Genomic DNA, 26383 nt, shown 5'->3' on the forward strand with positions numbered 1-26383 from the left:
CGTGACAGCGCCCGTACCAGCACGACCGCCGGAGGACCAGTGCCGCTGCTCTACACCATCGGCAAGCACACCGTGGGCCCCACGCTCCGGTTGGCCTTCCGACCGACCGTGGAGGGGTTGGAGCACATCCCAGCGACCGGCGGGGCCATCTTCGCGGGCAATCACCTCTCCGTCGCCGACGAGCTCTTCCTCGGTACGGTCGTGCCCCGGCACCTGGCGTTCTGGGCCAAGTCGGAGTACTTCAAGGGCACCGGCCTCAAGGGCGCGTTCTCCAAGTTCGTGCTCACCGGCCTGGGGGCGATCCCGGTCGAGCGGGCCGGCGGGCGGGCGGCGCTGTCGGCGTTCGACGCGGCGATCCCCGTGCTCAAGGCCGGTGACCTGGTCGCCGTCTACCCCGAGGGCACGCGCTCGCCGGACGGCCGGCTCTACCGCGGGCGTACGGGAGCGGCCCGGCTCGCCGTGGCCGCCGGCGTGCCGATCATCCCGGTGGGCATGATCGGCACCGACAAGGCCCAGCCGATCGGGGTGCGGGTGCCCCGACCGGGCAAGGCCGAGATCATCGTGCGGTTCGGCAAGCCGCTGGACTTCACCGACCGCGCGGGCGACCGGACCTCGCTGCGGGAGATGACCGACGAGGTGATGAGCGAGATCCAGAAGCTCACCGGTCAGGAGTACGTCCCGCGGTACGCCCCGCCGCGCGCCAAGGCGCCGGTCGCCGGCGAGCCACCGGTCGGGGTCTGAGCCCGGCGTCCGGGTCCTGAGCCCGGCGTCCGGGTCCTGAGCCCGGCGTCCGGGGTCTGAGCCCGGCACCCGGGTCCTGAGCCCGGCGTCCGGGGTCTGAGCCGGGCATTCCGGGTCTGGCCCGGCGTGCCGGGAACGGCCCCGGGCGGCCCGCGTCACGGCGGGTCGCTGCCGCGCTCCCTCTCCTGCGCGACGACCTCGGCGACGTCGGTGAGGCGTTCCAGCTGCTTCATCGTGCGGGCCATCCGCGCGTTGGGCGGTATCCGGTCCCGGTTGCGGTCCAGGAAGGCCCAGTAGCCGGCCGTGTACGGGCAGCCCTTCTCGCCGAGTCGTTTCCTCGGGTCGTACCGGCAGCCGCCGCAGTAGTCGCTCATCCGGTTGGTGTACGCGCCGCTGGCGACGTACGGCTTGGTGGTCATCCGGCCGAGGTCGGCGTACTGGCTCATGCTGACGACGTTGGCCGTCATCACCCACTCGTACCCGTCGACGAAGCTGGTGTGGAACCACTCCACCAGCTCCGCCGGCCGCCAGCCGCGTTGCAGGGCGTAGTTGCCGAGCACCATCAGCCGGGGGATGTGGTCCACCCAGCCACGGTCACGCACCCCGGCCAGCACGTCGGCCAGGCAGCGCGCCCCCACCGCGTCGGCGTCCAGCTCCCGGAACCAGCGGGGCACCGACCCCCGCGCGCCCAACTCGTTGCTGCACCGCCAGCCAACCTGGTCCTCTCGGCGCTGCGGCACCGCGCCGCCGAGCTGGGCGACCACGGCGAAGAGCCAACGCCGCGGCATGTCCCGATTGTGACCCCGTAACCGGGTTCCGCGTCAGGTGAAGGCGAGAAATTCTCCGAGCGCCGGTGGCCCGTTCGGCGGGCCACCGGCGTCAGCTCGCGGCGGCGGTCCCGTCCCGCGTGATGATCTGCGCGCGCATGCTCTTCAGCAGCCGGGCGCTGTCGTCCACGGAGAGTTGGATGAACACGCCCGTGGTGAGGCTGCCGTGGTCGACCGAGGTGCAGACCACCACGTCCCGGTTCTCGGAGGAGCCGACGGCGCAGCGCTCGAACCGGCCCCGCACGTTCGTCTCCACCACCTGCGACTCCCCGAGCTGGAAGGATTCCTTCAGCCGGGCCATCTCGTCGTCGGCGTCGCTCTCCGGGCTGATCCGGAACCCCGTGCCGCCGAACACCGTCACCGGCTTGCCCGTCGGCGAGGCGTACACCCCGGCGAAGGTGTCCTCCGCCAGCAGGTACGTCTCGCGTACCTCGGCCCGCAGTTCCTTCGCCGCGGCCCGGCTGTGGGCGTCGTCGCGCAGCGTCAGATCGTCGATCCGCTGCGGCAGCGCGGCGTCCGCCGGGTACTGCTCCCACATCGGCTTGGCCCAGTACGCCGGGCAGCCGCAGCAGCAGGCGATGCTGAGCAGCAGCACCCACGGCCAGCGCCGGCGGCGCCGGCGGGGTTTGGCGTACCCGGAGGGCCCCTGGGGCCCGGGCGGCGGCGCGACCGGCGGAGCGGCCCGGCGCTGCTTCGGCAGACGGGCCGGCGGCGCGGGCACTGGGTGAGCCGGTGCCGGCGGGGGGGCCGGTGCCGGCGGCAGCGGCCGGGCCACGGGCGGCGGCGAGACCGGGTACAGGGCCGGCGGCGGCGAGACCGGCCGGGCCACGGGCGGCGGGGAGACCGGGTACAGGGCCGGTGGCGGGGACACCGGGCGGGCCGGCTGCGACGGCGTGACCGGGTGGACGGCCGGCGCCGGATACGGGCGCGTGGGCGGCGTCGGCGGCGTCGGCGTCGAATACGGGCGCGTCGGCGGCGTCGGCGGCGGTGGGGGCAGCGGCGGCAGTTCGACGCCGTGCAGGTCCCAGCTGCCGGTGTCCACGCCGGCCCACGGGTCCACCGGGACCTGGCTCTCCGGCGGCGGCAACGGGCGGTGCCCGACCGGCGCGGGCGGGGGCGGGGTGGGCTCCGCCGACTCGCCCCAGCTCCGGCGGCGCGGCGGTGGCGGCGGGACCGGGGCGGACCCGCTCCAGCGCGGCGCGGGCGGTTCGGGTTCGACGGTCGTCCGATTCGGTCCGGCGTCGATCTTGGTCGGTTCGGGCGCGCCGCTGCCGGCCGGGGACGGCTTGGCGTCGATCTTGGTCGGTTCGGGCGCGCCGCCGCCGGCCGGGGACGGCCTGGCGTCGATCTTGGTCGGTTCGGGCGCGCCGCCGCCGGCCGGGGACGGCCTGGCGTCGACCTTGGTCGGCTCGGGCCCCGCAGCGGCGGCTGGGGACGGGGGCGCGCCGTCGACCTTTGTCGGTTCCGGCCCGGCCACGCCGTCCGGCGTGCTTGCGCCCGGCTCGCCCGGGGAGGCGTCCGGGGCAGGTTCGGCGGCGTCCGCCCGGCCCGGCTCGGGCGGGTCGGTCGACGGTACGGGGGAGGGCGTCGACTCCTCGTCGACCGCCGGATCCCGGTCCCGGCCGCCGGCCGGGGTGCCCCCGTCGGCCGGCCGGTCTGCTCCCGGCTGCGGGTGCGGCATCGCGGCATTCTCCTCTCGCGCCGGTCCGAGGTTAGTACCGGCGTGCCAGCGACGGCGATCCCGGTCGGCCGAGGACTCCCGGCACGGCTCCGGGCGACACGGAACAGCTGGCCCAAGATCCGAACAAGTTCGCTGAAACTGCGCCCTGCGTGGCGCTTGAGTCAGCATCTTCAGTGAAGTTGTGCCCTTGAGGGCCGGCGCCGGAGGGCCGCGTACCCTTGGGCATCATGAGCGTCCCGTCCACCACGCCGCGGCCCGCCGCGGGCGAGTCCGTCTGGCCCCGGCTCGAAGCGCTGCTGCCCCAGGTGACCAAGCCCATCCAGTACGTCGGTGGCGAGCTGGGCGCGGTCGTCAAGGACTGGGAGTCGGCGACCGTGCGGTGGGCGTTGATGTACCCCGACGCGTACGAGGTCGGCCTGCCGAACCAGGGCGTGCAGATCCTCTACGAGGTCCTCAACGAGCTGCCCGACGTGCTCGCCGAGCGGACGTACGCGGTCTGGCCGGACCTGGAGCGGCTGATGCGCGCCCACGGCGTGCCGCAGTTCACCGTCGACGCCCACCGCTCGGTGCGCGACTTCGACGTGTTCGGCGTCTCCTTCTCCACCGAGCTGGGCTACACCAACCTGCTCACCGCGATCGACCTGGCCGGCGTTCCGCTGCTCGCCGCCGACCGCACCGACGCCGACCCGGTGGTCGTGGCGGGCGGCCACGCCGCGTTCAACCCGGAGCCGATCGCCGACTTCGTCGACGCCGCCGTCCTGGGCGACGGCGAGGAGGCGGTCCTGGAGATCACCGCGATCGTCCGGGAGTGGAAGGCCGAGGGCTGCCCGGGCGGCCGGGACGAGCTGCTGCTGCGGCTGGCCCGCACCGAGAGCGTGTACGTGCCGCGCTTCTACGACGTGGACTACCTGCCCGACGGCCGCATCCAGCGGGTCGTGCCGAACCGGGCGGATGTGCCGTTCCGGGTGCACAAGCGCACGACGATGGACCTGGACGCCTGGCCGTACCCGAAGAAGCCCCTCGTGCCCCTGGCCGAGACGGTCCACGAGCGGTACGCGGTGGAGATCTTCCGGGGCTGCACCCGGGGCTGCCGGTTCTGCCAGGCCGGCATGATCACCCGCCCGGTGCGGGAGCGCTCGATCACCACCGTGGGGCAGATGGTGCGGCAGGGGCTGGAGTTCTCCGGCTTCCACGAGGTGGGCCTGCTGTCGCTGTCGTCGGCCGACCACTCCGAGATCGGCGACATGTGCTCCGGCCTCGCCCAGCAGTACGAGGGCACGAACGTGTCGCTGTCGCTGCCGTCGACCCGGGTGGACGCGTTCAACATCGAGCTGGCCCAGGAGCTGTCGCGTAACGGCCGGCGCACGGGCCTGACCTTCGCGCCGGAGGGCGGGTCGGAGCGGATCCGCCGCGTCATCAACAAGATGGTGTCGAAGGAAGACCTCATCCGCACCGTGGTCACCGCGTACAGCAACGGTTGGCGGCAGGTGAAGCTGTACTTCATGTGCGGCCTGCCCACCGAGACCGACGCCGACGTCCTGGAGATCGCGGACATGGCGCACGAGGTGATCAGGGCCGGCCGGGCCGCCACCGGCAGCAAGGACATCCGCTGCACGGTCTCGATCGGCGGGTTCGTGCCGAAGCCGCACACGCCGTTCCAGTGGGCGCCGATGGAGCGGCCGGAGGTCATCGACGGCCGGCTCAGGCTGCTCAAGCAGGCGATCAACGCCGACCGCTCGCTGGGTCGGGCGATCGGCTTCCGGTACCACGACGGGGAGCCGTCGCTGATCGAGGGCCTGCTGTCCCGGGGCGACCGGCGGGTCGGCGCGGTGATCCGGAGGGTCTGGGAGAACGGCGGCCGGTTCGACGGCTGGAGCGAGCACTTCTCGTACCAGCGCTGGGTGGACGCCGCGGCGGAGGTGCTGCCGGCCTTCGGCGTGGACCTCGACTGGTACACCACCCGGGAGCGCGAGGAGCTGGAGGTCCTGCCCTGGGACCACCTGGACTCGGGCCTGGACAAGGACTGGCTCTGGCAGGACTGGCAGGACGCCATGTCGGAGTACGAGCAGGACGACTGCCGGTGGACCCCGTGCTTCGACTGCGGCGTCTGCCCGTCGATGGACACCGAGATCCAGATCGGGCCCACCGGTCAGAAGCTGCTTCCGCTCACCCCGATCAACGGCACCGGCCTGCGGGTACCCACCGGCGCCCAACAGTGACGCCCGGCGGCGGGCGGCCCCGCGCCGTCCGCCGCGCACCGTGTTGGTCGCCGAGGTGTTGTCATCGTCACGCCCTGTCGCGACAATGACCCCATGATCAACCGGTGATGACTTCCGAGGAGCACGACGATCAGTAAGAAACCACAGCCGGAGGGCGGTCAGGCCCCGGTCGTCCAGCGGGTCCGAATCCGGTACGCCAAGCGTGGGCCGCTGCGGTTCACCTCGCACCGCGACTTCGCCCGGGCGTTCGAGCGGGCGGTGCGCCGGGCCAACGTCCCGGTCGCCTTCTCGCAGGGCTTCACCCCGCACCCCAAGATCTCCTACGCCAGCGCCGCCCCGACGGGGGTCGCCAGCGAGGCCGAGTACCTGGAGATCGGCCTGCGTGAGCCGGTCGACCCGGGCCAGCTCCGGGCGGCGCTGGACGCCGCGCTCTCGCCCGGCCTCGACGTGCTCGACGCCGTCGTCGCCGGCGGCGGCAGCCTCGCCGACCGGATCGAGGCGTCGTACTGGCGGATCGAGCTGCCCGAACTGGACGCGGCCGCGCTGGAGCGGGCCGTGGCCGCCTTCACCGTCGCCGACGAGGTGCTGGTCGAGCGCATGACCAAGCAGGGCCGGCGCACCTTCGACGCCCGCGCAGCGGTCATGCGGATCGATGTCGTGTCCGCTCCGGAGACACCTTCCGGGGCGGTGGCCGTACCGTGTGCGATACTCGAACTGGTCGTGCGGCAGGTCACCCCGTCCGTACGACCCGATGACGTCCTTTCCGGCCTCCGCGTGGTGGCCGACCTGGAGCCGCCGGTCTCCCCACGGGTGATCCGGCTGGCGCAGGGCACGCTGACCGCGCAGGGCGCGATCGTGGATCCGTTGGACGCGGACCGCGGCGGGGCAACCATCGGATGAGCGCTGACCGACGGTCAGCGCTCGGGCAGGCAGACTTCGGCGGTCGCGCGTTCCGCGCGCCCGGCGGAAACACTTTTGCGGCGACCCTGCGTGGCAGCGCTCACCCGCGCCCGGGGCAGCCAGAACTGGAGAACGTCCATGCTCGAGAACGAGCCCGAGGGCGGCGAACGGACCGGCTCACAGCCGGCAAACGAGGCCGCTGACCGTAACACCACCGAGGCCGGCGGGGCCGCCGCCGGCGGCTCGACCAGCGAGGGCACGGCGCCGATCGGCGCCGCGACCGGCGCGGAGGGCCCGGCCGCCGAGGCCCCCGCCGCGCCGGCGCGGAAGCGGGCCAGCCGTCGGCGGGCCCCGCTGAACCAGCCGGAGCAGACCGAGGCCCCGGTGGAGGCGTCCACCGGCGCCGGGTCGACCAGCGGGGAGGCCCCCCAGGCCGAGGTGCTCGCCCCCGTCGCCGGCGAGCTGGAGGAGGCGCCGAAGACCACGCGCCGCCGCCGCAAGGCGACCACCGCGAAGGCCACCGAGGAGCCGGTCGTGGCGGCCGGCGCCGAGCCGGCGTCCGACGAGGTCGTACCCCCCGTGAAGGTGACCCGGACCCGCCGCCGCAAGGCCGCCGCGCCCGCCGCGGAGGTCCCGGCCGAGCCGGCCGTCGAGGCGCCGGAGGCGCCCGAGCCCAGCGCCGGGCAGGCCGCCGGCGCCGCCGAGCTGCCGGCCGCCGAGCCGGCCCCGGGCGTCCCGGCCGCCGACGGGCAGGAGCCTGCGGCGGGGGAGGCCGAGGAGACCATCGGTACGGAGGAGGTCCCCGGTTCCCCGGAGGCCGCCGCCGCCCAGCCCGCCCCCGACGGCACGGCGAACCGCCCCGGCGAGGTGTCGCCCGGCGCGGCCGTCACCGGCGCCGAGCCTGCGCCCGAGCCTGCAGCGGAGCCCGCGCCGAAGACGCGGCGGCGGCGTGCCGCCCTGTCCGCGCCGACCGTTCTCTTCATGGCCCCGCAGCCGGAGGAGCACACCCGGGTCGTGGTTCCCCTCGCGAGCGAGGAGGAACCCGCCGAGGAGCTGCCGGAGGCGCCCCGCCGGCGCCGGCGGGGTCGCCGCGAGGCCGAGCCGGTCGAGATCGTGGCGGCCGAGGAGGAGCCCACCGCCGAGGCGGAGGAGACCGCCGAGGAGGAGGAAGAAGAAGACGACGAGACCCTCGCCCGGCGTCGCCGCCGCCGCGGCCGCCGCGGCCGCGGCCGGGGCAAGGGCGGCGCCGAGGAGGCCGAGGAGGAGGAGCCCGAGGAGGCCGTCCAGGCCGAGGGGGAGGCCGCCGAGGTCGAGGGCGAGGAAGAGGGCGAGGAGACCGGGGACGGGATGACCCGTCGCCGCCGGCGTCGGCGTCGGCGCGGGGCGGGGGACATCGAGGGCACCGCCGAGGACGGCGTCCCCACGGTCGTGAAGATCCGCGAGCCGCGCCGGGCGGTCGACGAGGTGCAGGGCGTCTCCGGCTCGACCCGGCTGGAGGCCAAGCGCCAGCGCCGCCGGGACGGCCGGGAGCAGCGGCGGACCCGGCCGGTGATCCTGAGCGAGTCGGAGTTCCTGGCCCGGCGGGAGGCGGTCGACCGGGTGATGGCGGTGCGCCAGCGCGGCGACCGCATCCAGATCGCCGTCCTGGAGGACGGCGTGCTGGTCGAGCACTACGTCAGCCGCAACTCCTCCGGCACCATGGCCGGCAACGTCTACCTCGGCAAGGTGCAGAACGTCCTGCCGAGCATGGAGGCGGCCTTCGTCGACGTCGGGCGCGGCCGCAACGCCGTCCTGTACGCGGGCGAGGTCAACTGGGACACCACCGGCCTGGAGGGGCGGGCCCGCTCGATCGAGCAGGCGCTCAAGTCCGGCGACTCGGTGCTGGTGCAGGTCACCAAGGACCCGATCGGGCACAAGGGCGCCCGGCTGACCAGCCACATCGCGCTCTCCGGCCGGCACCTGGTGTACGTGCCGAACGGCAACGCCTCCGGCATCAGCCGCAAGCTGCCCGACACCGAGCGCAAGCGGCTGCGTGACGTGCTCAAGAAGCTCGTCCCGGACGGCGCGGGCGTGATCGTGCGGACGGCCGCCGAGGGGGCCAGCGAGGACGAGCTGGCCCGCGACGTCAAGCGGTTGCAGGCCCAGTGGGAGGACATCCAGGCCAAGGCGGCCGAGGGCGGTGCCCCGGTGCTGCTCTACGAGGAGCCGGACCTGGTCATCCGGGTCGTGCGGGACCTCTTCAACGAGGACTTCCGCGAGCTGGTGATCGAGGGCGACGAGGCGTACGGGACGGTCGAGTCGTACCTCTCGCACGTCTCCCCGGACCTGGTCCCGCGGCTGCGCCGGTACGTCGGCACCAGTGACGTCTTCGCGGAGTACCGGATCGACGAGCAGATCCTCAAGGGCCTCGACCGCAAGGTCTTCCTGCCCTCCGGCGGTCACCTGGTGATCGACCGGACGGAGGCGATGACCGTGGTCGACGTGAACACCGGCAAGTACACCGGCGCGGGCGGCAACCTCGAGGAGACGGTCACCCGGAACAACCTGGAGGCCGCCGAGGAGATCGTCCGCCAGCTCCGGCTGCGCGACATCGGCGGCATCGTGGTGATCGACTTCATCGACATGGTGCTGGAGTCGAACCGCGAGCTGGTGCTGCGCCGGCTCACCGAGTGCCTGGGCCGGGACCGCACCAAGCACCAGGTCACCGAGATCACCTCGCTCGGCCTGGTGCAGATGACCCGCAAGCGGATCGGCGCGGGGCTGCTGGAGGCGTTCAGCGAGACCTGCGACTGCTGCAAGGGCCGTGGCGTGGTGATCCACACCGAGCCCGTGCCGGAGAAGCCGCGCCAGGGCGCGGGGGAGAAGGTCAAGGCGGTCGCCTCCGCCGTCCCGCCGCCCGCCCCGACGGAGCAGGTCGCCGCGACGGCGTCCCGGCGGCGGGCCCGCAAGAGCGCCGCCCCGGAGCGCACGGTGGTCGAGGTGGTCGAGGCCCCCACCGACAGCGGCCCCGCCGCCGTGGCGGACGACTACCACGACACGATGGGCTACGACCTGTCCCGGTACGAGACGGACACCGCGGCGGCCCCGGCCGTGGCGGACAGCCAGCGGGGCGAGTCCGCCCGGCTCGCCGGGGCCGACGACCCGGACGCCCTGGGCGACGACGCCGACGGCGGCGAGGGCGGCGAGGGTGCCCTGGGCCGGCGCCGGTCCCGCCGCGGCGGCGCCCGCCGGCGTACCCGCCCGTGACCGGCTGACCAGCCGCGCGTTTCGCAGGACCCCTTTCCCGGCAACAGCACGGCGGAAGGGGTCCTGTCGCGTCCCGCGGCCGGTTACGATCGCCACCCCGGTCAGGAGAGAAGTATGCGTGGTCTGCTCGCCCTCACCGTCGCCGTGGCCGCCCTGGCCGGCGGCGTCGCCTGCTCCCCGGAGCGCGCCGGCTCCGACGGTGTCGCCGTCGAGGCCGGGTCCACGGGGCCCGGCGCCACACCGGGGGCGGGCGGCGGGTCACCGGCTCCCGCCGGGGGGAACGGCCCGGAGGTCTGCGCCGCGGCCCAGCAGGCGACCGAGGCCGCCGTGCGGACGTACGTGGCGGAGCTGGGCGCGATGCTCGGGGCGGTCGGCGCGAACGACAGCGCGACGGCGGAGGCCGCCCGTGGGCGGGCCGAGGCGGCGCTGGCCGGCTGGCGGGCCGCCCTGCGGCAGCAGTCGAGCCGGGCCACCGACCCGCAGCTGCGTACGCTCCTGGCCGACCTGGCCAGCGAGGTCGGCATGCTCGGCACCGACGTGGAGGCCATCGACGAGGAGGAGCTGGACCGGCTCCAGCAGCGCCTCGACCAGCTCTGCTGAGACCGGCGGCAGTCGGAACGGGGAGGCCGGTTTGGGCGTCGACCCACCGATGGCGTAGGCTATCTTGCGGCGCACTTTTGTGTGCCGAGTTCCCGCGTGCCCGCGCCGCCGTGCCTCTGCTACCCGGCGAGCCGCCGAGGGAACGACCGCCAGCAGCCTCAACGACAGGGAGTCCGCCTCCGATGTACGCGATCGTCAAGACCGGCGGCAAGCAGTACAAGGTCGCCGAGGGCGACGTGATCGAGGTCGAGAAGCTCGCCGGTGCCCCCGGCGACGCGGTGCAGCTCACCGCGGTGCTCCTCGTCGACGGTGACGACCTGGTGACCGACGCGGCCAAGCTCGCCAACGTCTCGGTGTCCGGCGAGATCGCCGCGCACACCAAGGGCCCGAAGATCCGGATCCACAAGTTCAAGAACAAGACCGGCTACCACAAGCGCCAGGGTCACCGCCAGCCGCTGACCCAGGTCAAGGTGACCGGCATCTCCAGCGGGAAGTAGGTCGTCCTCAGATGGCTCACAAAAAGGGTGCGTCCAGCTCGCGTAACGGCCGTGACTCCGCGGCCCAGCGGCTCGGCGTGAAGCGCTTCGGTGGTCAGGTCGTCAGCGCGGGTGAGATCATCATCCGTCAGCGTGGCACCAAGTTCCACCCCGGTGACCTGGTCGGCCGTGGCGGCGACGACACGCTGTTCGCGCTGGCGGCCGGTGCGGTCCAGTTCGGCACCAAGCGCGGTCGCAAGACCGTCAGCATCGTGCCGCAGCAGTAGCCTGCCGGCGAAGCGGGCCGCGGACCTCGGGTCCCGGCCCGCTTCGCTTTTTCTCGTGCGGGGGTGGCCTCGCTGGAAGGATTGACGACGTGACGATGTTCGTGGACCGGGTCGTCCTGCACCTGCGGGCCGGCGACGGCGGGCACGGTTGTGTCTCGATCCACCGGGAGAAGTTCAAGCCCTTCGGTGGGCCGGACGGCGGCAACGGCGGGCACGGCGGCAGCGTGACGCTGGTCGTCGACCCGCAGGTGCACACCCTGCTCGACTTCCACTTCCGCCCGCACGTCAAGGCCGAGAACGGCCGGGGCGGCGCGGGCTCGAACCGGGACGGCGCGAACGGGCGCGACCTGGTGATCAAGGTGCCCAACGGCACCGTCGTGCAGACCCCGGACGGCGAGGTGCTGGCCGACATGGTCGGCGCCGGCACCACCTTCGAGGCGGCCCGGGGCGGCCGGGGCGGCCGGGGCAACGCGTCGCTGGCCAACGCCCGGCGCAAGGCGCCCGGCTTCGCCGAGCTGGGGGAGCCCGGCGACCAGCTCGACGTGGTGCTGGAGCTGAAGAGCGTCGCCGACGTGGGCCTCGTCGGCTTCCCCTCGGCCGGCAAGTCTTCGCTGATCTCGGTCATCTCCGCGGCCAAGCCGAAGATCGCCGACTACCCGTTCACCACGCTGGTGCCGAACCTGGGCGTGGTCCAGGCGGGCGAGGCGACCTTCACCGTCGCCGACGTGCCCGGCCTCATCCCGGGCGCGGCCACCGGCAAGGGCCTCGGGCTGGAGTTCCTTCGGCACATCGAGCGCTGCGCCGTGCTCGTCCACGTGATCGACACCGCCACGCTGGAGCCCGGCCGCGACCCGCTCGCCGACATCGACACCATCGAGGCCGAGCTGGCCGAGTACGGGGGGCTGGCCGACCGGCCCCGGCTCGTCGCGCTGAACAAGGTCGACGTGCCGGACGGCCGGGACCTCGCCGAGATCGTCCGGCCCGACCTGGAGGCCCGGGGCTTGCGCGTCTTCGAGGTGTCGGCGGCGACCCGGGAGGGGCTGCGCGAGTTGACGTACGCGATGGCGGAGCTGGTCGAGCAGTCGCGCGCCGCCGCCCCGCCGGCCGAGCCCACCCGGGTCGTGATCCGGCCGAAGGCGGTCGACGACGCCGGCTTCGTCATCAAGGCCGAGGAGGACGGCTCGTACACCGTCCGGGGCGTGCGGCCGGAGCGCTGGGTGCGGCAGACGAACTTCGACAACGACGAGGCCGTCGGGTACCTGGCCGACCGGCTCGCCCGCCTCGGCGTCGAGGACGCGCTGGCCAAGGCGGGGGCGCACCCCGGCGACCTGGTGCGGATCGGCGACCGGGAGTTCGACTGGCAGCCGACCGTCTACGCGGGCGTCGAGTTCATCCCCGGCAACCGGGGCACCGACGTACGGCTGGAGGAGAGGTCGGCCCGGCCCAGGGCGGCCGAGCGGCTCGCCGCGCGCAAGGCCCGCCGGCAGCGGCCGGCCGACGAGCTGGAGGCCGCGGCCGAGACCGACGCCGACCTCGACGAGTAGCCGGCCGCGCGGCGCGCCCCGCCCGAGTCCCGGGCGCCGGTGGCATCGAGACGGGTCCCCTGCTGTGCCGTACGTAGGCACTGGCAGGGGGCCCTTCCTCACTCCCAGGCCCGGGCAGGGCGTGGTCAGGGCCGGTCGGGTGGGGTGTCCAGCGGCTCGCCGGTGCCGGCGCCGTGGGACAGCAGCAGCCCCATGGCGAGCATGCCGAAGCCGAGCCCGAGGTGCAGCCAGTTGTCCGCGCCGTTGAGCGGGATGAAGTTGACCACGCTGTGCTCGGCGGAGAAGCCGATGGCGAAGCCGTACAGCCACAGCACCAGGTAGATCGCGCCGCCGCCGCCCAGGAAGAGCCGGGAGCCGGCGACGCTGCGGGCCAGCACCAGCCCGACCAGCCCGAAGAGCAGGTGCAGCACGTTGTGCAGGATCGACACCTGGAAGACCCCGAGCAGCTTGGCGCCCGAGGTGTGCCCGGCGAACGTCATGTCGTCGTACCCCGTCGTGACGCCGGGGACGAACCCGAGCACGCCGATCAGGAGGAACACCGCGGCCACCAGGGCGGCGGCCAACTGCACCGCGGGCTTCGGCCCCGCCGGCGCCCCGCCGTACCGGTTACGCGCCATCGATGTCACCTCCGTCGGTCGGAAGCCGGCGATTTTCCATTCTGTGTTCACGCCGGCACACGGCGCAGTGAAACGACGAACCAGGCATGGAACACCGGGCGCGGGGTAGGTCAAAGGACGCCGGCGGCGGGAAACGCCGGCAAATCCCCCAGCACGACCGCGACGAGTTTGCGAGCGGAAGGGACATCATGACCTACCAAGATCTCTCCCCCACGTACGGGCAGGAGTCGAGCAACGGCCACGGCGTCCGTGACCAGGCCCGCCAGGTCGGCGCGGAGGCCGCCCACGCGGGCGGCGCCGTCGCGCAGACGGCCAAGGAGCAGGGCCGGGAGGTCGTCGGCGAGGCGACGCGGCAGGCCCGCAACCTGTACGGCGAGACGCGCGACCAGCTCGCCACCCACGCCGGTGAGCAGCAGCGCCGGGCCGCCGGCGGGCTGCGCTCGCTGGCCGAGGAGATGCGCGCGATGGCGCAGAACTCCGGCCAGGCCGGCCCGGTGACGGAGCTGGCCCACCAGGCCGCCGACCGGGTGCACGGCGCGGCCGGCTGGCTGGAGGAGCGCCAGCCCGGCGAGCTCCTGGCCGAGGTGAAGGAGTACGCCCGCCGCAACCCCGGCACGTTCCTCGTCGGTGCCGCCGTGCTCGGCGTGCTCGCCGGCCGGCTGACCAGGAACCTCGCCGCGACGTCCGACGGCGGCGCCCACTCGGCGTACGGCTCGACCAACGGCTACGACCCGGAGCGCACGGCGGTCCTGCCGGCCTCCAACGGGGTCCCGAACCAGGCGCCGCCCGGCGGCTACCTCGACCCGACGCCCAGCACGTACGTCGAGCCGGCCCCGGGCTACTCCGGCCGGGGCACCGCGTACCCCGACCCGCGTTCGCACACCAGCTACGCCGACCCGGCGGACGGCACGGGTCAGCCACTGCCGCCGGTGAGCCAGACCGACCCGCTGCCCGGCGTGCCGACCAACGGCACCGCCCGCCGGTGAGCGTCCGAAGGGAGACGGCGGCATGACTGTGCCGATGCAGGAGTCCCGGGTGGACTCCGGGTACCGCCCCGCGGGCGCCCCGCACACCGCGGACGAGGTCCGGGGCAGCTCGGTCGGCGAGCTGCTGCGTCAGGTGACCACCGACCTGTCCACGCTGATGCGCCAGGAGGTCGAGCTGGCCAAGGCCGAGATCCGCCAGGAGGGCAAGCGGGCGGGCAAGGCCGCCGGGCTCTTCGGCGGCGCCGGCTTCGGCGGCTACATGGTGGCGCTGTTCCTGTCGATCGCCCTGTGGGCGGGGCTGTCCAACGTCATGGACGCCGGCTGGGCGGCCCTGATCGTGGCCGTCCTCTGGGGCGCGATCGCCGCGGTCCTCTACTCCATGGCCAGGAAGAACGCCCGGCACGTCCGTGGCCTAACGCGGACCAGCGACAGCGTCCAGCGGATCCCCGACGCGCTCAAGCCCCATCCGAAGGGAGTGACCCGATGAGCACCGACCCCGACCAGATCCGCCGCGAGATCGAGGCCACCCGCAACAGCCTCAGCACCGATGTGGACGCCCTGGCGTACAAGGTCAGCCCGAGCCGCATCGTCCACGACCGCAAGGAACGGGCGCGCAACGCGCTGCAGAATGTGAGGGACAAGGTCATGGGAACCGCTTCGGAGTACGGCCACAACACCGGTCACGCCGCGCACGCGGTGGCCGACCGCGCCTCCTCGGCCGCGGCCACCGTGAGCGACAAGGCGCACTCGGCGGCCTCGACGGTGGGCGACGCCGCGCACCGCGCGCCGCACGTGCTGCGGGAGAAGTCCGAGGGCAACCCGCTCGCCGCCGGCCTCATCGCGTTCGGCGTCGGCATGCTGGCCTCCTCGCTGGTCCCGCCCACCCGCCGCGAGCAGCGGCTCGCCACCGAGGTCAGGGAGCGGGCCGGCGAGCACGCCGGGACCGTGCAGGAGAAGCTCGGCGAGTTCGCGGGCGAGATGAGGGACGAGCTGCGCGAGCCGGCGCAGCACGCCAAGGAGGCGGTGCGGGCCACCGCCCAGGACGCCGTGCACGCGGTGCAGGACGACACCCGCGCCGCCGCGCACGACGTGAAGGACCAGGCCCAGCACGTGGGCCGCTGAGCACCCGTCCTCGTACGCCGCGGCTCGCGGCCACTCCCGGCGCCCGTCGGAGTGGCCGCGAGCCGCCGCGTGCGCGGCCCGTTTCTCCGTTTTGTCGTTTCAGGGCGGCGTCGCCGGGTAGCGCTGCTCGGTGCGGGCGGTCCATTCCCGGGCGCCCGGGTGGAGGAGACGGGTATGACCAGCAAGGCAACGAGGTGGGCGCTGCTCGGCGCCGCCGCAGTCGCCGCCGCCGGCGTCGGGCGGACGGTGGCCCGGCGGCGGCGCCGGCACCAGCCCGAGCGGCGGGACGGCTGGTACGTCGTCCGGCGGGGGATCACCGTCGACCGGCCGGTGGCCGCGGTGATCGGCTTCTGGACCGACCGGACCCGGCTCGACCGGGCGCTGGCCGAGTGGGCGACCCTGGAGCAGCTCGACGCGAACCGTTGGCGCTGCGTGGCCAGCGACCCCGCCGGCGGCACCGAGTGGCGAGCGGAGCTCACCGTCGACGGACCGGGCCAGCTGAGCTGGCGGGTGACCGACGGCCCGTACCCGCAGCAGGGCCGGGTCGAGCTGGTCCCCGCCCCGCGGGACCGGGGCACCGAGATCCGCGCCGAGCTGCGCTGGCGTGCGGGGTGGGTGCGCCGGCTCGTCGGCCTGACCGGCGGCCACGACCCCGACCTGGGGCTGCGGGACGCGCTGCGCCGGGTGAAGTCGCTGATCGAGTGCGGGCAGATGATCACGACGCGGCACGACCCGTCGGGGCGTACCCCGGCGCAGGAGCTGGCCACCGACCGGGTGCGTCAGAAGCTGGCGACGGGAGGCCGGCCGTGAAGGCGCTGTGCTGGGAGGGCGTCGGCAGGCTGGCCGTACGCGACGTGCCGGAGCCGACCGTCCGCGCCGAGGGCGACATCGTCGTCCGGGTCCGGGCGAGCAGCGTGTGCGGGTCCGACCTGCACCTCGTCAACGGGTTCCTGCCCGCGATGCGCGAGGGCGACATCCTCGGCCACGAGTTCATGGGCGAGGTGGTGGAGACCGGGCCGGGGGTACGGCGGACCAGGGTCGGCGACCGGGTGGTCGTGGGCTCGGTCGTGGCGTGCGGCGGCTGCTGGTACTGCCGCACCGAGCAGTACTCGCTCTGCGACAACTCCAACCCCCAGCCCGTGTTCACGGAGAAGCTGTGGGGGCACGCCGCGGCGGGCATCATCGGCTACTCGCACGCGGCCGGCGGCTACTCCGGCAGCCACGCCGAGTACGTCCGGGTGCCGTTCGGCGACGTCGGCGCGTTCCGCGTCCCCGACGGCGTCCCCGACGACTCGGTGGTCTTCGCCTCGGACGCCATGCCGACCGGCTGGATGGCCGCCGACCTGTGCGGGCTCAAGGGCGGCGAGGTGGTGGCCGTCTGGGGCGCCGGCGGCGTCGGGCAGATGGCCGCTCGCGCGGCGCAGCTCCTCGGCGCGGAGCGGGTGATCGTCATCGACCGGCTCCCGGAGCGGCTCGACGCGGCCGCCCACCGGCTGGGCGTCGAGACGATCGACTACGCGCGGACCGACGTGTTGGAGGCGCTGCGCGAGCTGACCGCCGGGCGCGGGCCGGACGCCTGCATCGACGCCGTCGGCATGGAGGCGCACGACGTCGGCCCGGTCCACGCGTACGACCGGTCCAAGCAGGCGGCCCGGCTGACCACCGACCGGCCCACCGCCGTCCGGCAGGCGATCATGGCCTGCCGCAAGGGCGGGACGGTGAGCATCGTCGGCGTCTACGCCGGCCTGGTGGACAAGTTCCCGCTCGGCGCGGCCATGAACAAGGCGCTGGTGCTGCGGATGGGACAGATGCACGCCCAGCGGTACATTCCGATGCTGCTGGACCGGCTCGCCGCCGGCGAGATCGACCCCGGCTACCTGGCGACCCATCCGCTGCCGCTGGAGCAGGGGGTGCGCGGCTACGAGCTGTTCCAGCAGAAGAGGGAGGGCTGCCTGCGTACCGTCCTGCACCCGGCGGCGGCCTGACCGGCCGCGCCCCCGACTCCGGGCCGGGCCCGCGGCCACCCCTCGCGGGCCCGGCCCGGCCGCTTCCTGTCGGCCGCCGGCCCGGGCGTCTCGCGCCGGCCGCCCCGGGCCCGGTTCTGCCCGCCCGCTTCGTTCGCCGCCGGTCCCTCGCCGGCCCGGCTTGGCCCGCCGCGCGCCGGGTATATCAGCCGCTATGCCGCACGAGACCGACGAGCCGCCCTCTCCCGCCGCCGAGGGTGCGCGCGCGTTCGGCGGTGCCGTCGTCGCCGTGGTGGTGGCCGGCACCGTCGCCCTGCTGACCCGGCAGCCCTGGCTCCTCCCGAGCCTCGGCCCGGCGATCATGCTGCACGTCGAGCAGCCCGAGAAGCCCCAGGCGTCTCCCCGCAACACGGTCATCGGCCACCTCGTCGCCCTGCTCGCCGGGTACGCCCTGCTGGTGGCGACCGGGCTGACCGACCGGCCCTCGGCGCTGCAGGAGGGCGTCACCGGGCTCCGGATCGTCGCCGCGGCCGGCTCGCTGGCGGTCACCTCGCTGGTGCTCGTGCTGCTCAAAGCGGCACACCCGCCGGCCGGAGCGACCACACTGATCGTCAGCCTGGGGCTGCTGCACACCCCCGGCCAGCTCGTCGTCGCGGCCGCGGCCGTGGTGCTGGTGACGCTGGTCGACCTGCTGTTCAACCGGGCCACCGGCCGACACATGCCGCTGTGGCAGTCGCCCGACGCGCCGGACTCCGGTCCGGCGGCGGGCGATGCGCCGGGCTCCGGCCGGGCGGCGACATGGAGGGAGGAGTGACGGTGGTGGACCGGATCGCGGACCCGTGGGGGCCGCGCACCCGTACGGGCCGGGTGAGTCCTGGCCGGCGCGGGTGGACACGTTCCTCGCCGACGGGCACACCGACGCGGACGTCGACCACTGGGTGCCGTCGGCGTCGATCCTGCACTCCAACGGCGACGCGATGGACATCGCCGTGCACGACGGCCGGATCGTCGGCGTACGCGGGCGGGCGTCCGACCGGATCAACCACGGCCGCCTCGACGTCAAGGACCTGTACGGCTGGCAGGCCAACCACAGCCCGGACCGGCTGCGCCGCCCGCTGGTGCGCGAGGGCGACCGCCTCGTCGAGACCGACTGGGACACGGCGATGGGCCGGATCGTGGCCCGCTCGAAGGAGCTGCTCGCCGGCCCCGGCGGGTGGGGACACGTCGGCTTCTACACCTCCGGCCAGCTCTTCCTGGAGGAGTACTACACGCTGTCGGTGATCGGGAAGGCCGGGATCGGCACCCCGCACATGGACGGCAACACGCGGCTCTGCACCGCCACCGCCGCCTCCGCGCTCAAGGCGTCCTTCGGCACCGACGGGCAGCCCGGGTCGTACACCGACGTGGACCACTGCGACGCGATGGCGCTGTGGGGACACAACGTCGCCGAGACCCAGTCGGTGCTCTGGATGCGGATGCTGGACCGGCGGCGCGGCCCGAACCCGCCGGCCATGCTCGCCGTCGACCCCCGCGCCACCCCGGTGGCCCGGGAGGCCGACGTGCACCTGGCCGCCCGCAACGGCACCAACCTCGCCCTGCTCAACGGCCTGCTGTGCGAGCTGATCCGGCGCGGCTGGTACGACGAGGCGTACGTGCGGGCGCACACGGTCGGCTTCGAGGAGCTGTGCCGGGTGGTCGAGGACTACCCCGTACGCCGGGTGCCGGAGATCTGCGACGTGCCGGCCCGCGACGTGGCGGCCGCCGCCGGCCCGCGTCCGGCGCATCCTGGCCAAGCCGGAGCTGTTCCTGGTGGTGCAGGACCTGTTCCTGACCGAGACCGCCGAGCTGGCCGACGTGGTGCTGCCGGCCGCCACCTGGGGCGAGAAGACCGGCACGTTCACCAGCGTCGACCGGACCGTGCACATCTCCGACAAGGCCGTCGACCCGCCCGGCGAGGCCCGCCCCGACCTCGACATCTTCCTCGACTACGGGCGCCGGATGGACTTCCGGGACCGGGACGGGAACCCGCTGATCCCGTGGTCCGACCCGGAGTCGGCGTTCGAGGCGTGGAAGGAGTGCTCGCGGGGCCGGCCGTGCGACTACACCGGCATCACGTACGAGCGGCTGCGCGGCGGCGGCATCCAGTGGCCGTGCGACTCGGAGCACCCCGACGGCACCGAGCGGCTCTACACCGACGGCGTGTTCAACACCGACCCGGCCTACTGCGAGACGTACGGGCAGGACCTGGCCACCGGCGCGGAGCTGCTGCCGGAGGAGTACCGCGCGAAGGAGCCGGGCGGGCGGGCGTTCCTGCACGCCACGCCGTACCAGCCGTCGCCGGAGGCGCCGAGCGACGAGTACCCGCTGCTGCTCACCACCGGCCGGACCGTCTACCAGTTCCACACCCGGACGAAGACCGGCCGGGCCACCCAGCTCGTGCACGCGGCGCCCGAGGTCTGGATCGAGGTCAACCCGGCCGACGCCGACCGGCTCGGCGTGGGGGAGGGCGACCGGGTCCGGCTCGAGTCGCCGCGCGGCGTCGTCCGCGCCCGGGCCCGCGTCTGCGGGGTACGCCCCGGCGTGGTCTTCGTGCCGTTCCACTACGGCTACTGGGACGTCAAGGACGCCGAGCCGGACCGGGCCGCGAACGAGCTGACGATCACGCCTGGGACCCGGTGTCCAAGCAGCCGATCTTCAAGGTCGCCGCGGTCCGGCTGATCCGCGAGGGCGACTCGGGCGGGCGTCCCGCCCCCGCGCCCACGGTCGGCGGCAGCTCTCCTGTGGGGGGCGCGGCCGTGCCGGCCACGGTGGGCGGCCCGGCGGCCGAGGCGACGTCGACGACGGAAGGGGCCTGACGTGCACCTGGCGCACTACCTCGGACTGCTGCACCGGGCCCAGCTCCGGCTCGCCGACGCGTACGACGAGGTCGCGTCCGCGCACGGCGACGAGATGGACGTCCACCACCTCTGCCAGCGGCTGGCCGCCCAGTGCCGGCAGCACGCCCAGCGGCTCGACCCGTTCGCCCGCCGGTACGCCGAGGAGGCCCCGGCCGAGCCGGACCGGCTGCACTCCGAGCTGTTCCGGGGCACCCGGACGGGCGGCATCGGGCTGCTGCGGGACCTCCAGGACGTGTACCTGATGGCCGCCGAGTGCGACATCTCCTGGACGGTGATCGGCCAGGCCGCGTACGGGGCCCGCGACGAGGAGCTGCTGGCCGTGGTGCGCGCCTGCGAGGGCGAGACGGCGACGCAGCTCAAGTGGCTGCGTACCCGGATGAAGCAGGCCGCCCCGCAGGCCCTCGTGGTCGCCGACTGAAAATCCTCCATCATGCGACGAGTCGGCCCGCCCTGGGAGGGGCCAGCGCGACTCCTGCTGGCCCCTCCCAGGGCGGCCGGCGGCTGGTTGGCTGCTTCTCGCGGGCCGGCCGCCGGTCGGCCCGGCGACGCCAGGTCACGAGCGGGACGGGGAGGACACATGCGGGCGAACGGGTCGGGGTACTGGCGCCAGCGGCTGATGGTCAACGGGCTGGCTGCGGGCCGGGCGAACGAAGGCGTCGGGCGGCCGGACGTCCCGCTCCTCGCCCCGTCCCGGCCGCAACGACGTCCGCCGCGCCACTTCACCGTCCACCTCGGCTTCGAGGCCGACGGCGTCGAGCGGGCCCGGGAGCTGGCCGTCGCGTACGCCGAGGGGCTGAGCCTGCTGCGCCCCGAGCTGGCGCTCGGCGCCGCCGCGTTCTCCCCGGCCGACGCCTGGCACCTGGCCGAGCGGCTGTTCTGCGGGGCGCGTGGCCCGGACGGTGAGCGCTGCGCCGACGTGACCGGCCACCCCGGCTTCCACCACGCCTCCGGCCTCGGCGGACTGGGCTGGGGCGACGGCGACTGATCGCTTCGTCTCGGGCGGCGCTCACTTCCGTGAAACGTTGGCAGCCCAGCCGCACCTTTCTCGGCGTGTCGAGTAGCTGAGCTGCCAACGTTCACCGGCCGGCCGGCTCTCAGCGGGCCTTCGCCCAGTTCAGGAACCGGTCGTGCAGGTTGGCCGGGCGGGCGTGGCCGTTGAGCGCGGCGAGGTGCTCGGCGGCCTCGGCCATCAGCGTGCTCAGGTAGACGAGCAGCGCGGTGCGGTCGTTGCGGTACTCGGTCAGCAGGACGAGGCGGGCCGGCTGGCAGGGCCACTCCGCGCCGCAGTTGCGGCAGCGCCAGAGCGGCCGCATCGGCTGGTGGGGGACGATCCGGGTCACCAGCGGCCCCTGTTGGCCCGCCAGGTCTGGGCCGGCGTGAGCCATCCGGCGCGCCCGACGACGGGAAACGCGACGGTGGGCTGCCCCGCCCACGCGGGGGACGCGTTCCGGGAGTCGACGGATGGCCGCCGCTGGCCGGGAACGGATCGACTGTCAGGTGGCGGGGTGGGCCGGCTGTCTGGCGACGGGGTGGGCCGGCTGTCTGGCGGCGGTGTCGTAGAGCCGGGGCGGAAGCGGTGGGACGGGGTCGGGTTGCGGTGCGCGCCGAGGCGCGGTCGCCAGAGGCGGAACGGCATGCGGGTTCCTCCTGTCGGGGGGATCAGGGGTGGTGGCCCCGGCTCGGGTCGACCGGGACCACCGCGCGGAGCCGGCCGCCGGGCGTCGCCTCCACCAGCCGGGTCGCGTGCTTCCAGCCTGGACGTCCCGCCGTTACGGTCGGAAGTCGAAACGAGACGTTGAGTGCGTGACCGGGCGCCCTGCGGGCGGCGGAGGGCAGCCCACACGAATTGAAGGAGGAATGAGGGAGCGGTGAGGACACAGTGAAGAACGGCGTGGAGTTCCTGGTCGGCGAGCTGCGGGCGGCGCGGGTCGCGCGCGGGCTCAGCCAGGACGAGTTCGGCAAGCTGATCAACTACTCGGGCACGCACGTCGGCAACGTCGAGAGCGGGCAGCGCCCGCTCAAGGTGGACTACGTCAAGGCCGTCGACCAGGCGCTGCAAACGGGCGGGATCTACCAGCGACTCTTCGAGAAGATGGGCGCGCCGATCTGGTTACGCGAGTGGATCGAGGACGAGCAGCGGGCCACCTCGCTGCGCTGGTACGAGCCGGCCTGGGTGCCGGGCATCCTCCAGACCGAGGAGTACGCGCGGACGACGCTGGCCGGCGAGTTGCTGCGACCGGACGACGTGGACCGGCTCGTCGGCTCGCGGCTGGGCCGGCAGGCGTTGCTGCACCGCGACCCGCCGCTGCTGCTGACCGTGGTGCTGGACGAGGCGGTGCTCCGGCGGACGGCCGAGCACCAGCGCACGATGATGACGGCGCAGTTCGAACACCTGCTGGCCTGCGCCGAGCTGCCGCACGTGCAGATCCACGTCGTGCCGTCCAGCGTCGGGCTGTACGGCGGGCTCGGTGGGCCTTTCGTCATCGCCGGGCTGCCCGACGGCGGCCGCGTCGCCTGCGCCGACGGCCAGCTCGAACCGCAGATCACCGACCGACCCGAGGACATTGCTACCCTCGAACACAGATGGGAGCGCATCCGTGGCGACGCGCTGCCCCGCCAGGAATCCCTGAACAGGATCAAAGAGGCCGCATCATGGACCTGACCGGCGCCCGCTGGCGCAAGAGCACCCGCAGCGGCAACAACGGTGGCAACTGTGTCGAGGTGGCCGACAACCTGCCCGGCGTCGTCCTCGTCCGCGACACGAAGGACCGGGACGGCGGCACGCTGACCTTCGCGCCCACCGCCTGGCGCGCCTTCGTCGGCGGCCTCACCCGCGCCTGACGGCCCGCGCCCGCGAGCTGGGCCCGTGCCCGCGAGCTGGGCCGGCGCCCGCGAGCTGGGCCCGTGCCCGCGAGCTGGGCCCGTGCCCGCGCCCGCGAGCTGGGCCCGTGCCCGCGAGCTGGGCCCGTGCCCGCGCCCGCGAGCTGGGCCCGTGCCCGCGCAATGTCGGGGACATTGCGCCATCCCGCCGCTGGGATAGCGCAATGTCCCCGACATGGTTGCCCCCGGCCCGGCCCGGCCCGGCCTCGGCCCGGCCCGGCCCCGGCCCGGCCCCGGCCCCGGTCCGGCCCCGGCCTCGGTCCGGCCCCGGCCTCGGTCCGGCCCCGGCCTCGGTCCGGCCCCGGCCTCGGCCCCGGCCTCGGCCTCGGCCCCGGCCCCGGCCTCGGCCCGGCCCGGCCCGGCCTCGGCCCGGCCTCGGCCCGGCCTCGGCCCCGGCCTCGGCCCGGCGCAGGGAGGTGCGGGGGCGCGCGAGCGCCAGGCGTTCAGTCCAGGTCGAACTCGCCGTCCTGGGCGCCCGCGACGAAGGCGTCCCACTCGGCCTGGGTGAAGACCAGCACCGGGCCGTCCGGCTCCGCCGAGTTGCGCATGCCGATCAGGTCGTCGACGAAGGCCACCTCGACCGCGCCCTCAGAGGTGTCGCCCTCGGCCCGCTGCCAAACCGCCCGGGAGAGGTCGAAATCGCCCTTGGGGTGCTGACCCATTGTCTTTCCTCCATCGCGAAGCGTCACGGGAAACGCGTGTGGTTCCCCATCGGGCAGGATAAGCGGATGCCGAGCCTGAGCCGAGTAGAGGCGACCGCGCGTGGCGCGCTGATCACCGTCGAGTCCTACCAGGTGGACCTCGACGTGACCGGCGGCGGCGACACCTTCCGCTCCCACGCCACGATCCGCTTTCGGGCGATCCCCGGGGCGGAGACGTTCGTCGAGATCCGCCCCGCGAGACTGCTGACCGTACGCCTCAACGACCGCGACCTGGACCCTGCCGCGCTGGCCGACAACCGGCTGCCGCTGTCCGGACTGGCCGAGGCGAACACGCTGATGGTCGAGGCGGAGATGACGTACTCGAACACCGGCGAGGGGCTGCACCGGTTCGTCGACCCCGCCGACGGCGAGACGTACCTGTATGCCATGTCCTTCCTGGACAACGCCCAGCGGATCTTCGCCGCGTTCGACCAGCCGGACCTGAAGGCCCCGGTCACGCTCTCGGTCACCGCCCCGCCGGAGTGGACCGTGGCGGCCAACGGCGAGCTGGCCGCCACCCCCCGGCCGGGTCGCTGGGAGTTCGCCCCGACCGCCCCGCTGGCGCCGTACTTCGTCACGCTGATCGCCGGGCCGTGGCACGTCCGCCGCGACGAACACCAGGACATCCCGCTGGGCCTGTGGTGCCGGCGGTCGCTGGCCGAGCACCTGGACGCCGACGTCGACGAGCTGTTCACCGTCACCCGGCAGTGCCTGGACCGGTTCCACGAGCTGTTCGCCGAGCGCTACCCGTTCGGCAAGTACGACCAGGCGTTCGTGCCGGAGTTCAACGCCGGCGCGATGGAGAACCCCGGCCTGGTGACCTTCCGCGACGACCTCGTCTTCCGTTCCGCCGTCACGGACAGCCAGCGCGAGCAGCGGGCCACCACGGTGGCGCACGAGATGGCCCACATGTGGTTCGGCGACCTGGTCACCATGCGCTGGTGGGACGACCTGTGGCTGAACGAGTCGTTCGCCGAGTACCTGGGCACCCGGGTCACCGCCGAGGCGACCCGGTTCGACCGGGCGTGGACGACGTTCGCCATGCGCCGCAAGGGCTGGGGGTACGCGGCCGACCAGCGCCCGTCCACCCACCCCGTGGCGCCGGAGGAGGTCGCCGACGCGGCCGGCGCGTTGCAGAACTTCGACGGCATCTCGTACGCCAAGGGCGCCAGCGTGCTGCGCCAGCTCGTCGCCTGGCTGGGCGACGAGGCGTTCCTGGCCGGGCTGAACGCCCACTTCGCGGCGCACCGGTTCGGCAACGCCACCCTGGCCGACCTGCTCGGCAACCTCTCCGCCGCCAGCGGCCGGGACCTGTCCGGCTGGGCGGAGCGGTGGCTGCGGCGGGCCCAGGTGAACACGCTGCGGGCCGAGGTGAGCGTCGACGCCGACGGCCGGTACGCGTCGGCGGCCGTCGTGCAGACCGCGCCGGAGACGCACCCGGTGCTGCGCCCGCACCGCATCGGCGTCGGCCGGTACTCCCTCGACGGCACGGTCGTGCGCGACGAGGTCGACCTCGACCCGGACGCCGACGGTGGCCGTACCGTGCTCGCCGGGCTGACCGGGCAGCCGGCCGCGCGGCTGCTGCTGCCCAACGACGGCGACCTCACCTTCGCCAAGATCCGCCTCGACCCGGCCTCGGCGGACGCCGTACCGCAGGTCCTGCCGACGCTGGCCGACCCGCTGGCCCGGGCCCTGCTGTGGGGCGAGGCGCTGGACGCGGCCACCGACGGGGAGCGGCCGGTCGCCGGGCTGGTCGCGCTGGTGGCCGCCGCGCTGCCCGGTGAGCCCGAGCTGATCGTCGTCGAGGACGTCCTGCGGACGACCCGGTCGCTCGTCGACCGGTACCTCGACCCGGCGGGCCGCGACACGGCGCTGGCGGCGCTGGCCGACGCCTGCCGGCGGATGCTGGCTGAGGCCCCGCGGGGCGGGTCGCGGCAGCTCGCCGCCGCGCGGGCGCTGATCGGCGCGACCACCGACACGGACCTGCTCGCCGGCTGGCTGGCGGGCCGGGGCGTGCCCGACCGGCTGGCCGTGGACGCCGAGCTGCGCTGGTCGCTGCTGGGCCGGTTGGTGGTGCTCGGCGCGGCCGGGCCGGACGAGATCGTCGCCGAGGCGGCGGCCGACCCGACCGCGACCGGCGCGGAACGGGCCGCCCGGTGCCGCGCCGCGCTGCCCGACCCGGCCGCCAAGGCGGCGGCGTGGGAGATCGTGGTGGGCAGCACCGAGCTGTCGAACCGGCTGGTCGAGGCCGCCGCGCTGGGCTTCTGGCAGCCGGAGCAGGCCGAGCTGACCGAGCGGTACGTGGCGCGGTACTTCGCCGAGATGCCGGCGGCCGCGCGGCTGCGTACCCCCTGGATGGCCGACCAGATCGCGCGCGACGCCTTCCCCCGCTACGCCGTGGCGCAGCGCACCCGGGACCTGGCCGCGGCGTTGCTGGCCCGCGACGACCTCACGCCCGGCCTGCGCCGGGTGGTCGTCGACTCCGACGACGACCTGCGCCGCGCCCTCGTCGCCCGCACCGGGGCCGCCGCCGTCGCCGGCTGACCGGCCTTGCCTGACGGGGGCTCACCGCCCTCCGCGCCCGCCCCGCCTGACGGGGGCTCGCCGCCCTCCGCGCCCGCCCCGCCTGACGGGGGCTCGCCGCCCTCCGCGCCCGCCCCGCCTGACGGGGGCTCGCCGCCCTCCGCGCCCGCCC

At 74.6% G+C, this 26383-nt stretch carries 25 protein-coding genes and 1 pseudogene; 21 read left to right on the forward strand and 5 right to left on the reverse strand.

Annotation, left to right across the window (positions count from 1 at the left end; genetic code table 11):
• Positions 1-39 precede the first annotated feature (39 nt).
• Positions 40-741, forward strand: a complete 702-nt coding sequence (locus ABGB16_RS25570) for a lysophospholipid acyltransferase family protein (RefSeq protein WP_347670633.1) — start codon at positions 40-42, stop codon at positions 739-741.
• A 155-nt stretch (positions 742-896) separates the two neighbouring features.
• On the opposite strand, the gene ABGB16_RS25575 is transcribed toward ABGB16_RS25570, so the two are convergent.
• Both ABGB16_RS25575 and ABGB16_RS25580 read right to left on the reverse strand, forming a co-directional pair.
• Positions 897-1529 (reverse strand): hypothetical protein, encoded by a 633-nt coding sequence (locus ABGB16_RS25575; protein ID WP_347670634.1) that lies wholly within the window; start codon positions 1527-1529, stop codon positions 897-899.
• A 91-nt stretch (positions 1530-1620) separates the two neighbouring features.
• Positions 1621-3249, reverse strand: a complete 1629-nt coding sequence (locus ABGB16_RS25580; protein WP_347670635.1) for a hypothetical protein — start codon at positions 3247-3249, stop codon at positions 1621-1623.
• Between the two features lie 227 nt (positions 3250-3476).
• Between ABGB16_RS25580 and ABGB16_RS25585 the strand changes: the two genes are divergently transcribed.
• The 7 genes from ABGB16_RS25585 (at position 3477) to obgE (ending at position 12521) form a co-directional block, all read left to right on the forward strand.
• Positions 3477-5468 (forward strand): TIGR03960 family B12-binding radical SAM protein, encoded by a 1992-nt coding sequence (locus tag ABGB16_RS25585; RefSeq protein ID WP_347670636.1) that lies wholly within the window; start codon positions 3477-3479, stop codon positions 5466-5468.
• 186 nt (positions 5469-5654) lie between these two features.
• Positions 5655-6368 (forward strand): TIGR03936 family radical SAM-associated protein, encoded by a 714-nt coding sequence (locus ABGB16_RS25590; protein WP_347670657.1) that lies wholly within the window; start codon positions 5655-5657, stop codon positions 6366-6368.
• A 138-nt stretch (positions 6369-6506) separates the two neighbouring features.
• Positions 6507-9614, forward strand: coding sequence for an Rne/Rng family ribonuclease (locus tag ABGB16_RS25595; RefSeq protein WP_347670637.1), 3108 nt, complete (start codon positions 6507-6509; stop codon positions 9612-9614).
• Positions 9615-9728: 114 nt separating this feature from the next.
• Complete coding sequence (locus tag ABGB16_RS25600) at positions 9729-10214, forward strand: hypothetical protein (protein WP_347670638.1); 486 nt, start codon at positions 9729-9731, stop codon at positions 10212-10214.
• A 182-nt stretch (positions 10215-10396) separates the two neighbouring features.
• Complete coding sequence (gene rplU / locus ABGB16_RS25605) at positions 10397-10711, forward strand: 50S ribosomal protein L21 (RefSeq protein ID WP_347670639.1); 315 nt, start codon at positions 10397-10399, stop codon at positions 10709-10711.
• Positions 10712-10722: 11 nt separating this feature from the next.
• Positions 10723-10977 (forward strand): 50S ribosomal protein L27, encoded by a 255-nt coding sequence (rpmA, locus tag ABGB16_RS25610; RefSeq protein ID WP_347670640.1) that lies wholly within the window; start codon positions 10723-10725, stop codon positions 10975-10977.
• A gap of 89 nt (positions 10978-11066) precedes the next feature.
• Positions 11067-12521 (forward strand): GTPase ObgE, encoded by a 1455-nt coding sequence (obgE, locus tag ABGB16_RS25615; RefSeq protein ID WP_347670641.1) that lies wholly within the window; start codon positions 11067-11069, stop codon positions 12519-12521.
• A gap of 125 nt (positions 12522-12646) precedes the next feature.
• Here the strand turns inward: obgE and ABGB16_RS25620 are convergent, their stop codons facing one another.
• Complete coding sequence (locus ABGB16_RS25620; protein ID WP_347670642.1) at positions 12647-13138, reverse strand: DUF4383 domain-containing protein; 492 nt, start codon at positions 13136-13138, stop codon at positions 12647-12649.
• 188 nt (positions 13139-13326) lie between these two features.
• Here ABGB16_RS25620 and ABGB16_RS25625 point away from each other — a divergent pair, with 188 nt between their 5' ends.
• From ABGB16_RS25625 to ABGB16_RS25670, 10 genes and pseudogenes are all read left to right on the forward strand, one after another.
• A complete protein-coding gene (locus ABGB16_RS25625) occupies positions 13327-14124 on the forward strand; it encodes a hypothetical protein (protein WP_347670643.1) in 798 nt (265 codons plus the stop codon).
• Positions 14125-14146: 22 nt separating this feature from the next.
• On the forward strand, positions 14147-14611 hold the full coding sequence (locus ABGB16_RS25630) for a phage holin family protein (protein WP_347670644.1): 465 nt from the start codon (positions 14147-14149) through the stop codon (positions 14609-14611).
• Positions 14608-15246, forward strand: a complete 639-nt coding sequence (locus tag ABGB16_RS25635) for a DUF3618 domain-containing protein (protein ID WP_347670645.1) — start codon at positions 14608-14610, stop codon at positions 15244-15246. Before ABGB16_RS25630 ends, ABGB16_RS25635 begins: the two co-directional genes overlap by 4 nt.
• 174 nt (positions 15247-15420) lie before the next feature.
• On the forward strand, positions 15421-16056 hold the full coding sequence (locus ABGB16_RS25640; RefSeq protein WP_347670646.1) for a cyclase: 636 nt from the start codon (positions 15421-15423) through the stop codon (positions 16054-16056).
• Positions 16053-17231 (forward strand): zinc-dependent alcohol dehydrogenase, encoded by a 1179-nt coding sequence (locus ABGB16_RS25645; protein ID WP_347670647.1) that lies wholly within the window; start codon positions 16053-16055, stop codon positions 17229-17231. The genes ABGB16_RS25640 and ABGB16_RS25645 overlap by 4 nt, the downstream gene beginning before the upstream one ends.
• Positions 17232-17424: 193 nt before the next feature.
• Positions 17425-18024 carry an HPP family protein gene (locus ABGB16_RS25650; protein ID WP_347670648.1) on the forward strand — a complete coding sequence of 200 codons (600 nt, stop codon included), beginning with the start codon at positions 17425-17427 and terminating at the stop codon, positions 18022-18024.
• A 163-nt stretch (positions 18025-18187) separates the two neighbouring features.
• Positions 18188-18796, forward strand: a pseudogene (locus ABGB16_RS25655) (molybdopterin-dependent oxidoreductase); the annotation flags it as partial.
• A gap of 223 nt (positions 18797-19019) precedes the next feature.
• Positions 19020-19928: a molybdopterin oxidoreductase family protein gene (locus tag ABGB16_RS25660; RefSeq protein WP_347670649.1), complete on the forward strand. Its 909-nt coding sequence runs from the start codon at positions 19020-19022 to the stop codon at positions 19926-19928.
• 138 nt (positions 19929-20066) lie between these two features.
• Positions 20067-20525, forward strand: a complete 459-nt coding sequence (locus ABGB16_RS25665) for a hypothetical protein (protein WP_347670650.1) — start codon at positions 20067-20069, stop codon at positions 20523-20525.
• A 159-nt stretch (positions 20526-20684) separates the two neighbouring features.
• Entirely contained in the window at positions 20685-21092 is a 408-nt protein-coding gene (locus ABGB16_RS25670; RefSeq protein ID WP_347670651.1) for a hypothetical protein, read from the forward strand.
• Positions 21093-21201: 109 nt separating this feature from the next.
• On the opposite strand, the gene ABGB16_RS25675 is transcribed toward ABGB16_RS25670, so the two are convergent.
• Positions 21202-21447 carry a flavin reductase gene (locus tag ABGB16_RS25675; protein ID WP_347670652.1) on the reverse strand — a complete coding sequence of 82 codons (246 nt, stop codon included), beginning with the start codon at positions 21445-21447 and terminating at the stop codon, positions 21202-21204.
• 539 nt (positions 21448-21986) lie between these two features.
• Between ABGB16_RS25675 and ABGB16_RS25680 the strand changes: the two genes are divergently transcribed.
• Entirely contained in the window at positions 21987-22769 is a 783-nt protein-coding gene (locus ABGB16_RS25680) for a helix-turn-helix transcriptional regulator (protein WP_347670653.1), read from the forward strand.
• The gene (locus ABGB16_RS25685) at positions 22760-22948 is read left to right on the forward strand and encodes a DUF397 domain-containing protein (RefSeq protein ID WP_347670654.1); all 189 of its coding nucleotides are present in this window, start codon (positions 22760-22762) and stop codon (positions 22946-22948) included. The genes ABGB16_RS25680 and ABGB16_RS25685 overlap by 10 nt, the downstream gene beginning before the upstream one ends.
• Before the next feature lie 482 nt (positions 22949-23430).
• Here the strand turns inward: ABGB16_RS25685 and ABGB16_RS25690 are convergent, their stop codons facing one another.
• On the reverse strand, positions 23431-23649 hold the full coding sequence (locus tag ABGB16_RS25690; RefSeq protein WP_013287999.1) for a DUF397 domain-containing protein: 219 nt from the start codon (positions 23647-23649) through the stop codon (positions 23431-23433).
• 66 nt (positions 23650-23715) lie between these two features.
• Here ABGB16_RS25690 and pepN point away from each other — a divergent pair, with 66 nt between their 5' ends.
• Positions 23716-26232 (forward strand): aminopeptidase N, encoded by a 2517-nt coding sequence (gene pepN / locus ABGB16_RS25695; protein ID WP_347670655.1) that lies wholly within the window; start codon positions 23716-23718, stop codon positions 26230-26232.
• Positions 26233-26383 lie beyond the last annotated feature (151 nt).

It is taken from the genome of Micromonospora sp. B11E3, assembly GCF_039871625.1.
Classification (GTDB): Bacteria; Actinomycetota; Actinomycetes; order Mycobacteriales; family Micromonosporaceae; genus Micromonospora.

Bases quoted from the DNA above. Each gene is read 5' to 3' on its own strand.
- ABGB16_RS25630 (WP_347670644.1), top strand. From the start codon at position 14,147: ATGACTGTGCCGATGCAGGAGTCCCGGGTGGACTCCGGGTACCGCCCC.
- ABGB16_RS25595 (WP_347670637.1), top strand. From the start codon at position 6,507: ATGCTCGAGAACGAGCCCGAGGGCGGCGAACGGACCGGCTCACAGCCG.
- pepN (WP_347670655.1), top strand. From the start codon at position 23,716: ATGCCGAGCCTGAGCCGAGTAGAGGCGACCGCGCGTGGCGCGCTGATC.
- ABGB16_RS25585 (WP_347670636.1), top strand. From the start codon at position 3,477: ATGAGCGTCCCGTCCACCACGCCGCGGCCCGCCGCGGGCGAGTCCGTC.
- ABGB16_RS25690 (WP_013287999.1), bottom strand. From the start codon at position 23,649: ATGGGTCAGCACCCCAAGGGCGATTTCGACCTCTCCCGGGCGGTTTGG.
- rplU (WP_347670639.1), top strand. From the start codon at position 10,397: ATGTACGCGATCGTCAAGACCGGCGGCAAGCAGTACAAGGTCGCCGAG.
- ABGB16_RS25625 (WP_347670643.1), top strand. From the start codon at position 13,327: ATGACCTACCAAGATCTCTCCCCCACGTACGGGCAGGAGTCGAGCAAC.
- ABGB16_RS25575 (WP_347670634.1), bottom strand. From the start codon at position 1,529: ATGCCGCGGCGTTGGCTCTTCGCCGTGGTCGCCCAGCTCGGCGGCGCG.
- ABGB16_RS25670 (WP_347670651.1), top strand. From the start codon at position 20,685: ATGCGGGCGAACGGGTCGGGGTACTGGCGCCAGCGGCTGATGGTCAAC.
- ABGB16_RS25685 (WP_347670654.1), top strand. From the start codon at position 22,760: ATGGACCTGACCGGCGCCCGCTGGCGCAAGAGCACCCGCAGCGGCAAC.
- ABGB16_RS25635 (WP_347670645.1), top strand. From the start codon at position 14,608: ATGAGCACCGACCCCGACCAGATCCGCCGCGAGATCGAGGCCACCCGC.
- ABGB16_RS25580 (WP_347670635.1), bottom strand. From the start codon at position 3,249: ATGCCGCACCCGCAGCCGGGAGCAGACCGGCCGGCCGACGGGGGCACC.
- ABGB16_RS25640 (WP_347670646.1), top strand. From the start codon at position 15,421: ATGACCAGCAAGGCAACGAGGTGGGCGCTGCTCGGCGCCGCCGCAGTC.
- ABGB16_RS25600 (WP_347670638.1), top strand. From the start codon at position 9,729: ATGCGTGGTCTGCTCGCCCTCACCGTCGCCGTGGCCGCCCTGGCCGGC.
- ABGB16_RS25620 (WP_347670642.1), bottom strand. From the start codon at position 13,138: ATGGCGCGTAACCGGTACGGCGGGGCGCCGGCGGGGCCGAAGCCCGCG.
- ABGB16_RS25650 (WP_347670648.1), top strand. From the start codon at position 17,425: ATGCCGCACGAGACCGACGAGCCGCCCTCTCCCGCCGCCGAGGGTGCG.
- rpmA (WP_347670640.1), top strand. From the start codon at position 10,723: ATGGCTCACAAAAAGGGTGCGTCCAGCTCGCGTAACGGCCGTGACTCC.